Annotated in this window: 10 protein-coding genes and 2 pseudogenes; 7 read left to right on the top strand and 5 right to left on the bottom strand. The window is 66.9% G+C overall.

What is annotated here, in order from left to right; genetic code table 11:
* Together AACP59_RS09350 and AACP59_RS09555 are read right to left on the bottom strand one after the other, a co-directional pair.
* Positions 1-396: RCC1 domain-containing protein (locus AACP59_RS09350; protein ID WP_370466013.1), on the bottom strand; the 396-nt coding region annotated here is incomplete at its 3' end.
* Positions 397-459: 63 nt separating this feature from the next.
* Positions 460-906 (bottom strand): annotated as a pseudogene (locus AACP59_RS09555) (InlB B-repeat-containing protein); the annotation flags it as partial.
* A gap of 494 nt (positions 907-1,400) precedes the next feature.
* Here AACP59_RS09555 and AACP59_RS09345 point away from each other — a divergent pair.
* Positions 1,401-2,072 (top strand): sugar O-acetyltransferase, encoded by a 672-nt coding sequence (locus AACP59_RS09345; protein WP_339351040.1) that lies wholly within the window; start codon positions 1,401-1,403, stop codon positions 2,070-2,072.
* Here the strand turns inward: AACP59_RS09345 and AACP59_RS09340 are convergent.
* On the bottom strand, positions 2,032-2,919 hold the full coding sequence (locus AACP59_RS09340) for an ABC transporter ATP-binding protein (RefSeq protein WP_339351038.1): 888 nt from the start codon (positions 2,917-2,919) through the stop codon (positions 2,032-2,034). The genes AACP59_RS09345 and AACP59_RS09340 overlap by 41 nt on opposite strands.
* Positions 2,920-3,410: 491 nt before the next feature.
* On the opposite strand from AACP59_RS09340, the pseudogene AACP59_RS09595 reads away from it, so the two are divergent.
* The 6 genes and pseudogenes from AACP59_RS09595 to AACP59_RS09310 form a co-directional block, all read left to right on the top strand.
* Positions 3,411-3,611: pseudogene (locus AACP59_RS09595) on the top strand (helix-turn-helix transcriptional regulator); the annotation flags it as partial.
* A gap of 290 nt (positions 3,612-3,901) precedes the next feature.
* Positions 3,902-4,294, top strand: coding sequence for a hypothetical protein (locus AACP59_RS09330; protein ID WP_339351035.1), 393 nt, complete (start codon positions 3,902-3,904; stop codon positions 4,292-4,294).
* A gap of 11 nt (positions 4,295-4,305) precedes the next feature.
* Positions 4,306-4,479 (top strand): hypothetical protein, encoded by a 174-nt coding sequence (locus AACP59_RS09325; RefSeq protein ID WP_339351034.1) that lies wholly within the window; start codon positions 4,306-4,308, stop codon positions 4,477-4,479.
* A gap of 116 nt (positions 4,480-4,595) precedes the next feature.
* The gene (gene rpmB / locus AACP59_RS09320) at positions 4,596-4,790 is read left to right on the top strand and encodes a 50S ribosomal protein L28 (protein WP_339351033.1); all 195 of its coding nucleotides are present in this window, start codon (positions 4,596-4,598) and stop codon (positions 4,788-4,790) included.
* A 132-nt stretch (positions 4,791-4,922) separates the two neighbouring features.
* Entirely contained in the window at positions 4,923-7,424 is a 2,502-nt protein-coding gene (locus AACP59_RS09315) for an ATP-dependent DNA helicase RecG (protein WP_339351032.1), read from the top strand.
* Positions 7,425-7,440: 16 nt separating this feature from the next.
* Complete coding sequence (locus AACP59_RS09310; protein ID WP_339351031.1) at positions 7,441-8,064, top strand: RsmD family RNA methyltransferase; 624 nt, start codon at positions 7,441-7,443, stop codon at positions 8,062-8,064.
* A 13-nt stretch (positions 8,065-8,077) separates the two neighbouring features.
* Here the strand turns inward: AACP59_RS09310 and trmD are convergent, their stop codons facing one another.
* Together trmD and AACP59_RS09300 are read right to left on the bottom strand one after the other, a co-directional pair.
* Entirely contained in the window at positions 8,078-9,049 is a 972-nt protein-coding gene (gene trmD, locus AACP59_RS09305) for a tRNA (guanosine(37)-N1)-methyltransferase TrmD (RefSeq protein ID WP_297317411.1), read from the bottom strand.
* 217 nt (positions 9,050-9,266) lie between these two features.
* Positions 9,267-12,406: RCC1 domain-containing protein (locus tag AACP59_RS09300; protein WP_339352941.1), on the bottom strand; the 3,140-nt coding region annotated here is incomplete at its 5' end.

The raw sequence follows: 12,406 nt of genomic DNA, 5'->3' as shown, positions 1-12,406 counted from the left end.
GTCCCGGTCCAGGGCCATGGAGTGGTTGTAGCCGGCGCTGACGGCGGTGAAGGCGACGCCCGCGGGCGTGGCCGCCTTGACGGGTGTGGTCCGGTTGGTGGTGGTGCCGTCGCCGAGCCGGCCGGAGTCGTTGTATCCCCAGGTCCAGATGTTGCCGTCCCGGTCCAGGGCCATGGAGTGGTTGCCGCCGGCGCTGACGGCGGTGAAGGCGACGCCCGCGGGCATGGCGACCCTGACGGGTGTGGTCCGGTTGGTGGTGGTGCCGTCGCCGAGCTGGCCGTAGTCGTTGTATCCCCAGGCGTATGCGGCGCCGTCGCTGCCCAGGCCCAGCGAATGGTTATTACCCCCGGACACCTGCGCGAAGCGGACGGGGTCCGTGGGCGACTGCGTCCTCACGTCCGTCCCGCCCTTCCACGGGCCCCGCTCGGGACCCGACGACCACCGGCCCCACCGGGCCGTCAGCGTCACGTCGCCCGTCACGGGCCGGGTGAAGTCCCAGGCGACGTCCCCGTCGAACCAGCCGTCGAAGGTCCAGCCCGGACGCGACGGATCGTCATGCGGCCAGGCGGCCGGCCTGCCGTCGGGCACGCGCTGATCGGCCGGCAAGCCCACGGCCCCCGCCTCGGACGTGAACCGCACCGTACGCAAGACACCCGCACGCGCGGCCCCACCCTGCTGGCCCGGGGAAGACAGGCCCTGCGGAGTGCCCAACGGGTTGGGGGTCGCCAAGGGGGAGGGGGACACGCCCTCCCCCTGTTTCTTGGCGGGGCTGTCCGGCGTTGTCGCCGGGGATTGCAAAGGGGAGGACGGTGATGACGGGTCGGAGGCCGTAACCGAGGGCGATGGTGTCGGGTCCTTACCTAGTTTCGGGGTCTGACGACCCCCCCCCCCCGTTGATTTCAGCATACGTGGACGGCGAGGAGGTCTGCTCGGCGTCAGCATCCTGCGTACCGGCCATGAGACCGAAGCACACGGCGGCCACCGATACCAGAACAATGATGATCGGACGGATAAAACGTCTGCTCGAACTATTCATGCCTGTGGATCCTCCCCCGACAACCCACCCGTGGTGGCCCCAACAGCCGACCGGACCGGGTCGGACCGTCATCCCCCATGACGACCCCAACCCCGAAAGCAGGTGGTTCCTCTTCAATGAAACTATCAAGCACCCTACCACATCCACGACCGGAACTCACATCGACCGCATGTGAACACCGGCAGATCGGGGTTTAAGTGGTCGAGAAGCGATTCTCCCGGTCACAAGCCCTGTGCACAACCGGACAGATTAGTGCCGAGGTTGTCTGATCCGGATGACCACATACGATAGGACGCATACGATCAGAAGAGTCCGCAGGCAAATGGGGCTTGCATGTCGATGACACCGGGAGAATGAGATGGTGATGGGCGGGAACGGGAACGAGCCAGACAGGCCCGGTGGGACCGATCAAGAAGACCGGCGATCACAGCGGGAGCGCATGCTCGTCGGTGAGCTCTACGATGCCTCGGACCCCGAGCTGGGGCGCTTGAGGGTCAGGGCCCACGAGCTCTGCCGCCGCTTCAACGTCTCATCCGAGGAGGAGCGGGACCTGCGTCACCGGATCCTGGATGAACTGGTCCCCGAGCGCGGCCAGGATACGGACTTCATGGGCCCCATCTACTTCGACTACGGCTGCTTCACCAGGCTCGGGTCGCGCATCTTCGCCAATTTCAACTTCACCGTCCTCGACACCTGCCCGGTGGTGATCGGCGACGACGTCATGATCGGCCCCAATGTCACCCTGGCCACCCCCCTGCATCCGCTGCGCTGGCAGGAGCGGAATCTGAGGCGGCATGAGGACGGGTCCCTCTACGACTATGAGCTGGGCGCCCCGATCACCATAGGCTCCAACTGCTGGCTGGCCTCGAACGTGACCGTGGCCGGCGGGGTGACCATCGGCGACGGCGCGGTCATCGGGGCCGGGTCCGTGGTGACCCATGATGTTCCGCCCGACTCCCTGGCCGTGGGTGTGCCCTGCCGTGTGGTCCGCACCATCACCGAGGCCGATCGGATGGATCTGCCTGGTCTGGGCTAGCGGCCTGCCGGTCCGCCACCGCATCCATGCCGGCCAGCTGGCGTGCGATGGCCTGCGGATCCCCGCCCGGGCAGGTGGCCTGGATGTGCCCGTCCTGGAGGAAGACGACCCGGTGGGCCCGGGCGGCGACGTTGGGGTCGTGGGTCACCATGAGGATGGTCCGGCCGCGCTGGGCGGCCAGGTCGAAGAGGTCCATGACCGCGTGCGAGCTGTGGGTGTCCAGGGCCCCGGTGGGTTCGTCGGCCATGATGATCTCCGGGTTGGCCGCCAGGGTCCTGGCTATGGCCACCCTCTGCTGCTGGCCCCCGCTCATGTCGGCCGGGTAGGTGTTGGCATACCCCTCCAGCCCGACGTCCGCAAGAGCCGACAGGGCCACCCGGGTGGGGATCCGTTCTCCGCCGAAGATGCTGGACAGCATGGTGTTCTGCAGGCAGGTGAAGGCGTTGATCAGGTTGTAGTCCTGGAAGACGAAGCCGATATGGTCGCGCCGGAGCCTGGTCAGCTCCCTCTCCCTGAGCTGGGTCAGGTCCTCACCGGCAATGACGACTCTGCCCTGCCTGGTCTGGAGGAGCCCCGCGGCGCAGTACAGCAGGGTTGATTTACCGGCGCCCGAGGGTCCCATGATGGCCGTCCAGGTGCCCACCCGGCATTCCAGGCTGACCCTGTCCAGCACCTTGGCGCCCTGTTTCCTCCTGGTCCCGTAGTCGTAGGAGACGGCATCCAGGATGAGTGGGGTCTGGCGGATGGTGGAGGACTGTCTGTAGGGGTTCCTCCCCGTGTTCGCCCCGGTCCGGGCCTGGGCCGCATGCCTTGGGGCTGGTTCCTTGGTTCGCTGCTGATGCTGCATCCTTGCGCTCCTCCTCGGTTGTTCGGGTGATTCCGTTTCCCCGCTTTCCCCATTGGACCATGGCTGAAGTCTCCGGTCAGGGTGTTTTCAGGGTCGAATCAGGGGCGAATACGGGGTGATCAGGGGGCGATGCGGGACGCTGGGGTGATTTGTAGGGCGAATGCGGAACGGCCGGGGACCGTTTGTGGGGGACGGTTCCAAGGTGGATTGGCCGGGTCCGTATTTCCCTCCCGGGGCGTGTGTCGTGGAGGATGAGCCAGGGTGCAATCCTTGCAGGAGGGATGCCGGAGGCCGCGTCGTCACTGGGCGGGCAGGAGCGGTACGGCCGCTCGTTTCCCCGGAATCGCAAGGATGCAACAGCTGGTTGACGGCAAATCTTGGTGTCTTTGCCGGAGGCAACCCCAAGCTGGTGGCGGCCGGGGCCCTGGGCGTTCCCTCATGGTTCCGTCGCCGGGTGAATCGGCGTCCCGTCGATCGGAAGAAAGAGCATCATGAGTTTCAGAACCAACCTGCAGGCCCTGCGGTCGCAACGCAACATGACCCAGGAGCAACTGGTCATGCTGGTGGGGGTATCCCGTCAGGCGGTGTCCAAGTGGGAGTCCGACAAGGCCTATCCGGAGATGGACAAGCTCCTGGCCATCTGCGACCTGTTCGGCTGCACCCTGGATGACCTGGTCCTGGGCGACGTCCGCCGGCCGGGCTCCGGCCGGTATGATGATCCGAAACCGCAGGACCTGGCTGGGCGGGATGATGGTGCTCCGGATCGGCCGGAAGCCATATCCCGGTGCTCGCCCGTTCGGCCGACCGCGCCCGTTCCTTCGACCATGGAGGACGTGACCGGCTACGCCTCCTTCAGCAAAGTCTACAGTCTGCGCAGGGCCTTCGGGTTCGCCGCCATCCTGCTGGGGCTGGCCTTCAGCGGCCTCTTCGCCGGGGGAGCCACCCGACGGACGCACAGAACGGTCTGGCCTTCCTCTTCCTGATGATCGGCGTCGCCCTGGGTCTGGCCTTCCTGGTGTCGGCGGCCTCGGCCAGGAAGGGCTTCCGCCGCAGGCATCCCTGCATGGCTGATTTCCACACCGATGAGGAGCGTTCTCAGGCCTCCCGTCAGACCACCTGGGAGCAGGTCTGCGGCCTGGCCGTAATCCTCCTGGACGTGGCGATCGCCTCCGCCGGCTCCCTGATCTGGGGCTGGTCGAACCAGGTCAGGGGCTGCATTTTCTTCGCCCTCCTGGCCTTTGGGGTCCTCCTCCTGGTCCATTCGGGTACCAGCAGCCGGATGATGAACATCAAGGCCTGGAACGAGGAGGGGAGGGCGAGGAGCATGACTGCGAGGAGTCGGACGCTTGCGGGTACCGGGTCTCCAACTCCATAAGCGGCATCATCATGGGCCTGTGCATGGTGGTGGCCCTGGTCATGCTCTTCTCGGGCAACGAAAACAACTTCTTCGGCTTCCCCCATACCCTTCTGGGACTTCCGGGTCATCGGCGGAGTCGTCTGCGGAGTGGTGCAGGCCCTGATCGGCATCTTCCGCAGACCCCCTCGCGCCTGACCCGATGACTTGCCTTCGTCGGCCAAACGTAGTAGTCTAACAAAGTTGTGTGTTTGACCGTAGCCTTGCGCTGCCGGTATGAACACCTGGAACGACTTGGAAAAACAACGTAAAGGGAGTCATCATGGCAGCTCGTTGCGCGGTGTGCGGCAAGGGCCCGCAGACCGGTTACAGTGTTTCTCATTCGCATATCCGTAATAAGCGTGTCTTCCGCCCCAACCTGCAGTCGGTGCACACCAAGATCGACGGGGAGAACGTGCGCGTCCGCGTCTGCGTCAAGTGCCTCAAGGCCGGCAAGGTGCAGCGCATCGCCGCCTGAGTGCGGTTTTCATCTTGATTGAACCCCCGGAGCGGCAGTCTCCGGGGGTTCTTGCTATACAGGTATCGACAGGACCTGCGAAGAGCATCGGGTCCTGGTCCGGGAGTGGGGAAAGCGTGGGAGGTGAGCGGCATGCCGGCGGTGGACAAGACGGGCCTGGCCAGCCCTGTATCATCCCTGATGGCCAACAAGAGGCGTGTGGGGGCCCTGAAATCGCTGGGCATCACCACGGTCCGCGAGGCCCTGACCTACTATCCCTTCCGGGTCACCGATCCCGTGCCGGTCACCACCATCGGCGGTATCGTCATGGGTCGGCCCTGCGCCTTCGCCGCCAGGGTGGAGAGCGCCCGGGTGGTCCCCCTGAACGGGCACCGCGGGTTCCGGTTCGACGTGGTCGTGGAGGATGCCGAGTTCGCCTCCTCCCAGGGCCTGCCCGGCATGATGGCCCGCCTGGTCTTCTTCTCCCATAAGAAGACCTACATGGACTGGATGGCCATGCGGCTCAGAACCGGGGCCGGGGTGGTGGTGGCCGGCGAGCCCGGCACCTACATGGACCAGCTCCAGTTCACCCATCCCGAAACCCTGGTTGTGGCCGATCGGGACGTGGATGAGGTGGGCAGCCTCAAGGCCGATGCGGCCAGCGTCCGTGAGGCCCTGGACAGGGTGTCCCGTCCCCGGCCGGTCTACCATGCCAACTCCCGCATATCTTCAGACCACATCCACGATGCCATCCTGTGGTTCATGCGGCTCCTGGCCCAGCACGACGCGGGGGCAGCATTCGAGGACGAACATGACCGGCCCCGCATAGACCCGACGGCCCTGGGGCGGGGCGTTCCCGACATCATTCCAGAGCCGGTCCGCGCCAGGCGGGGGCTCTTGCACCGGGCCCAGGCCCTCTTGGCCATGCACGACCCGGACTCCCTCAAGGACTTCAAGGAGGCCCGGCAGACCCTGCGGTATGAGGAGGCCTTCGTGTCGCAGACTGCCCTTCTCCAGACCCGCCAGGAGACCAGGAAGAGCCCGACCTACCCCTGCCCGGATGCCGGGATGGAGGCGGCCTCGGGTTCCCTGCGCGCCCGGTTCATCGACTCCCTCCCTTTCGACCTGACCGAGGGGCAGCGCCAGGTCATAGGGCAAATCGGCGAGGACATGGCGCGCGACTACCCCATGCAGCGCCTCCTCCAGGGCGAAGTGGGCTCGGGCAAGACCGTGGTGGCCCTGGCCGCCATGCTCCAGGCCGCCGACGCCGGTCACCAGGCGGTTCTGGTGGCCCCCACCCAGGTCCTGGCCGAGCAGCACTACGAATCCATCAAGGGCATGCTGGCCGCCTTGGGCACCGAAATCAGCCCCAGGGCCGCCGGGAAGAAGAACTCCCAGGCCGACAATGTGACCATGATCGACATGGGCTCCGATCGGTCCACGGCCCTTGAGGACGGCACCCTGCCCCTGGTGCTTCTGACCGGCGGCATGCGACTGGCCCAGCGGCGCCAGGCCCTGGCGGTATCGGCCTCGGGCAGGCCCTGCATCGTCGTCGCCACCCACGCCGCCTTCTCCAAGACCTTCCAGGCACCCAACCTGGCCCTGGCCGTGATCGACGAGCAGCACCGGTTCGGCGTGGAGCAGCGGGAGGAGCTGCGACGCAAGTCGGAGCGCTCACCCCACCTCCTGGTCATGACGGCCACCCCCATACCCCGCACCGCGGCCATGACATGGTTCGGCGACCTGGACATCTCCGCACTGACCGAGCTGCCCAGCAACCGCAAACCCGTGCGGACCTATGTGGTCTCCGAGGGCGACGGGCCCGCCATGGGCGGCATGTTCCTCCACCTGCGCAAGCGCATCGAAGCAGGGGAGCGGGCCTACGTGGTCTGCGCCCGGATCGACGAGGACGATGACCCGACCCAGGCGGGCGGCGCCGGCCAGGGCGGGAAGGCCGGGAGGCGCCAGGGGGCCCAGGTGGAACGGGATGAGTTCCGACCCGACCTCTACCAGGACGAGGTCGGCCAGGAGGGGGCCAGGGCGCCCCTGCACTCGGTGGCCGAAATCAGCAAGCGCCTGGCCGGCCTGCCCCAGTTCCAGGGCATCGGGATGGCCACCCTGACCGGCCGCGACGACGATGCCACCAAGACCGCCGTCATGGCCGGTTTCGCCTCCGGCAAGACCCCCCTCCTGGTGGCCACCACGGTGATCGAGGTGGGGGTGGACGTGCCCCGGGCTTCCTGCATGGTCATCTTCGACGCCGACCGGTTCGGGCTCTCGCAACTCCACCAGCTGCGCGGACGGGTGGGTCGTGGCGGTACGGACTCCTGGGCCTTCCTGGTATCCAGGGCTCCCGTGGATTCACCCGCCGCCGAACGCCTGGAGGTCATCAGGAGCACCACCGACGGGGCCAGGATAGCCGAGGCCGACATCCAGATGCGCGGTGCCGGCGATGTGCTGGGCGAGGCCCAGTCCGGAGGGCGCTCCTCCCTGAAGCTGCTCCGGGTGGTCACCGACGCACCGATGATCACCCAGGCCCGGCAGGAGGCCGAAGAACTCCTGAAATCGGACCCAAGCCTCAAGGGGCAGGTGGAGCTGGCCGGGGCGGTGCTGGACTTCATGCGCGGCAACGAGGGCTTCCTGGTCTCGACCTGAAAGGACACCTGGATACATGCACATCATCTCCGGAAGGTTCAAGGGGTTCACCATACCCGCGGCCCTCAAGGGCACCCGCCCCACCACGGACCGGACCAAGGAGGCCATCTTCTCCCGCCTGGAGGCCATCGGGGCCGTCGAGGGGGCCAGGGTACTGGACCTCTACGCCGGCACCGGTGCCCTGGGGTTCGAGGCCCTCTCCCGCGGAGCCGGCCAGTTGGAATCGGTGGAGTCCGCCGGCCGGGCCGCCGGACTCCTGGCCAGGTCGGCGGCCAAGCTGGCCCACCACCCCTCCTGGGACCCGTCCATGGGCATCCATGTGAGCAGGGTCAAGGCCGAGCGTTTCGTCAGGCCCCTTCCGGCCGCTGATAACCCCGGGATCGACGCAGCCCGGTCCCGCCCTGGGGAGAGACCCTACGATCTGGTATTCATGGACCCTCCCTACGACCTGTCCACGGAACACTGCCAGGAGGTCATGACCTGCCTGGTCGAGGGGAACCTGGTGGGACCTGAATCGGTGATCGTCCTGGAACGTTCGGGACGCTCGCAGCAGCCTCTGCCGCCCTCCGGCTGGGCCGTATCCCAAGCCAAGTCCTACGGCGAGACCATGGTCTTCTACATCGAATCGGCCACGGCCTAGACCTGCGCACAACCTACGGTTCCGGTCCCGGGCGGGAATCGGGCTTCCTGCTCCGGGAGGGGTCGGTCATCGCGGACGGGTGGGGGCCGGAGGTTTGCCAGCCCAGGTCTTCCAGGAGGCGGCGGTCCTGCTTGTCCAGGGAGGGGCAGTCCAAGCGGGCGATCAGGTCCGGGCGGATCCGGCTGGTTCGCTCGATGGCCTCGTCGCGGCGAAAGCGGTCGACCCTGCCGTGGTCGCCGCTGGTCAGGATCTCGGGCACGCCCATGCCCCGCCAGGTGGTGGGACGGGTGTACTGAAGGTATTCAAGCAGTGGCTCGTCGCCGGTATAGGATTCCTCCACGATGGAATCGGGATTCCCCATGAAGCCCGGCAGAAGGCGGGTTATGGCCTCCAGCATGACCGATACGGCCACCTCGCCGCCGTTAAGCACATAGTCGCCTATCGAGTACTCCCTGACATCAATACCCTGGTTGCGGTAGTAGGCGGGAATCCTGGCATCGTATCCCTCGTACCGGCCGCAACCGAAGACCAGCCGGTCGGCATGGGAGAGATCGGTGGCATCGGCCTGGGTGAAGAGCGGGGCCGAGGGGTTCGGGAAAATCAGGACAGGGCCATCGGTCCGGCCCGGGTCTGCGCAGCCCAGGCCGTCCTTGTCCCCGACGGTTTTTCCCTCCGCCTCATTTGGCCCGCCTGTGGCGTTGCGTCCCTTTGAATCGCCCGCGACCCTTCCACACGGGGCGGGCGTGCCCGCGGCATCCAGGCCGAGCATGTCGTCCAGGCACTCAGCCCAGACCTCAGGCTTCATGACCATGCCGGCCCCACCACCGACCGGAGTGTCATCCACGGAGTGGTGAATGTCATGGGTCCAGTCGCGCAGGTTGTGTGCTTTGATGGTCACCAGCCCCTTCTCCTGGGCCTTGCCCAGGAGGCTGAGGCCGGTCACGTCGAAGTACTCGGGGAAGACGGAGACGATGTCGATCTGCATGCTTCCAACTCTACCCAAGACCCTCCAATCCCGTGTCTGGTCCGTGTCCATCGCACACGGTCGGCTCGGTCTGTCTGGTTGGGGGGTGAAGGGTTGTGTGGGATTGTGTGTGGTTGATGTGTGGTGGGCGGTCCCTCGGGTCGGGGATGATCTCTCCGGGGGGCCGTCCGGTCGGCGGGGTGTGGCTGTTGGGGATTGTGCCGCGCCCCCGGTCCGCTTACTCGGGTGAAGTCGGTGTGGTGGTGTCCTGCCGGTGGCGTCGGCCCGCCAGGGTGGCTGCCATGGCGAGCAGGCCCATGAGGAGGAGGGGCAGGATGCCTTCGCCGCCGGCCAGGGGCAGGACGGCGAGGGTGCGGAACTCGTACCGGTTGCCGGTGTCCGGGGTCTGCACGGTGCCGTCGCGGGTCCAGTCGATGGTGACGGTGACCGTGCCGGGCGTGTGGGCCGGGGTGGTCGTCCTCCAGGTGTCGTCCGTGTTCGCGGCCGGCGCGGTGCCCGGCGTGGTGCCGAACCTGACGCCGGTGGGTATGGCCGGGCCCGGGAAGGCCACCGGGCCCGGCGTGGGGTTGGGGTTGAAGGTGCCGCTGTTGGTGGCGCTTCCCAGTTCGCCGGAGCTGTTCCATCCCCATGTGTAGAGGTTGCCGTCGGATCCGACCGCCATGGAATGCAGGCCTCCTGCGCTGGCTTGTGTCCAGGTGAATCCGGCGGGTGCGCCCGCGGGCTTGTCCGGCAGGCCCGGCGTGGGGTTGGGGTTGGTGGTGTTGGTGTTGGTGGTGCGTCCCAGTTCGCCATAGTCGTTGAGTCCCCAGGTGTAGAGGTTGCCGTCGGAGCCGAACGTCATGGAATAGCAGTTTCCTGCGATGGCCTGTGTCCAGGTGAATCCGGCGGGTGCGCCCGCGGGCTTGGCCACCATGCCCGGCGTGGGGTTGGGGTTGGTGGTGTTGGTGTTGGTGGTGCGTCCCAGTTGGCCGTACCGGTTGCTTCCCCATGTGTAGAGGTTGCCGTCGGAGCCGAACGCCATGGAATGGGTGTCTCCTGCGGTGGCTTGTGTCCAGGTGAATCCGGTGGGTGCGTCCGCGGGTTTGTCCACCGGGCCCGGTGTGGGGTTGGTGTTGCTGCTGGTGGCGCGTCCCAGTTTGCCGTACAGGTTGTCTCCCCATGTGTAGAGGTTGCCGTCGGATCCGAACGCCATGGAATGGGTGTCTCCTGCGCTGGCCCGGGTCCAGGTGAATCCGGCGGGTGCGCCCGTGGGTTTGTCCACCGGGCCCGGTGTGGGGTTGGGGTTGAGGGTGCCGCTGTTGGTGGTGCGTCCCAGTTGGCCGGAGTCGTTGTCTCCCCATGTGTAGAGGTTGCCGTCGGATCCGACCGCCATGGAATAGAAGCCTCCTGCGGTGGCTTGTGTCCAGGTGAATCCGGCGGGTGCGCCCGCGGGTTTGGCCACCATGGTCGGCGTGGGGTTGGGGTTGAGGGTGCCGCTGTTGGTGGTGCGTCCCAGTTGGCCGGAGTCGTTGTCTCCCCATGTGTAGAGGTTGCCGTCGGATCCGACCGCCATGGAATAGAAGCCTCCTGCGGTGGCTTGTGTCCAGGTGAATCCGGCGGGTGCGCCCGCGGGTTTGGCCACCATGGCCGGTGTGGGGTTGGGTTTCCAGGTGCCGCTGTTGGTGTCACGTCCCAGTTGGCCGTACTGGTTGTTTCCCCAGGTGTAGAGGTTGCCGTCGGATCCGATGGCCAGGGAATGGGAGGTTCCTGTGCTGATCTGGGTGAAGCGGATGCCGCGGGGTGCGGGCGGGGTGAGGGTGACCTGTTCGCCGCCCAGTTCGGATCCGTGGCCGGGGCTGATGGTCCATGACGGGGTCGGGCTCCAGTGGGCCTTGAGGTCCACGTGTCCGGTGACGGGCCGGTTGAAGTCGTAGGCCACGGGTGTGCCGGTGATGAACCATCCGTCGAACACGTGGCCGGTCTTGACCGGGTCGGCGGGGCGGCTGGCCCGGTGGCCCTCCGCGACCTGCTGGTCGGGTGGTGCGGGTGTGCCCCCGTCCGGGTCGAAGTTGACCGTGTGGGAGGGTGCTTCGTACGTGTAGGGCAGGTGCGTGTCGGCCTGGGGTGCGTTGTTCCTGGTCCAGGTGATGACCGTGTCCGTCCGGCCCGCCGCGTGTGCGGGTGTGGTGACCCTCCAGGTGCCGTCCGTGTTCCCGGCCGGCACGGTGCCGGCGGCCCCGCCGAACACGACCCCCGTGGGGACGGCGGGCCCGGTGGCGGGGGGATCAGTCCGGCCCGGCACGGGATTGGGGTTGAAGGTGCCGCTGTTGGTGGCGCGTCCCAGTTGCCCGTACTGGTTGTCTCCCCAGGTGTAGAGGTTGCCATCGGATCCGACCGCCATGGAATGTGACCATCGTGCGTTGGCCTGGGTCCAGGTGAATCCGGCGGGTGCGCCCGCGGGTTTGTCCACCGGGGTCGGTGTGGGGTTGGGGTTCCCGGTGCCGGTGTTGGTGGTGCGTCCCAGTTGGCCGTACTGGTTGCTTCCCCATGTGTAGAGGTTGCCGTCGGATCCGACCGCCATGGATTGGGTGTATCCTGCGCTGGCCTGGGACCAGGTGAATCCGGCGGATACCCCCGTGGGCTTGTCCGCCGGGCCTGGCGTGGGGTTGGGGTTGAAGGTGCCGATGTTGGTGGTGCGTCCCAGTTCGCCATAGCTGTTGCTTCCCCAGGTATAGAGGTTGCCGTCGGATCCGACCGCCAGGGAATGGGAGGTTCCTGCGATGGCCTGTGTCCAGGTGAATCCGGCGGGTGCTCCCGCGGGCTTGTCCGCCGGGCCCGGCGTGGGGTTGGGCTTGGAGTTGCTGGTGCGTCCCAGTTGGCCGAAGTCGTTGCGTCCCCATGTGTAGAGGTTGCCGTCGGATCCGATGGCCATGGAATGGTCGTCTCCTGTGCTGGTCTGGGTCCAGGTGAATCCGGCGGGTGCTCCCGCGGGTTTGTCCACCATGGTCGGCGTGGGGTTGGGGTTGAGGGTGCCGCTGTTGGTGGTGCGTCCCAGTTGGCCGAAGTCGTTGCGTCCCCATGTGTAGAGGTTGCCGTCGGATCCGACCGCCAGGGAAAAGTAGTCTCCTGCGGTGGTCTGGGTCCAGGTGAATCCGGCGGGTGCTCCCGCGGGCTTGGCCACCATGCCCGGTGTGGAGTCGGTGCTGGTGTTGGTGTCGCGTCCCAGTTCGCCGTATTGGTTGCGTCCCCATGTGTAGAGGTTGCCGTCTGATCCGATGGCCATGGAATGGAAGGTTCCTGCGCTGGCCTGTGTCCAGGTGAATCCGGCGGGTGCGCTCGCGGGCTTGTCCACGATGCCTGGTGTGGGGTCGGTGCCGC

This window comes from Bifidobacterium indicum (assembly GCF_036987015.1).
Lineage (GTDB): Bacteria > Actinomycetota > Actinomycetes > Actinomycetales > Bifidobacteriaceae > Bombiscardovia > Bombiscardovia indica.
The sequence above is the reverse complement of the archived record's forward strand: the minus strand, read 5'-3'. Positions and strand labels throughout refer to the sequence as shown.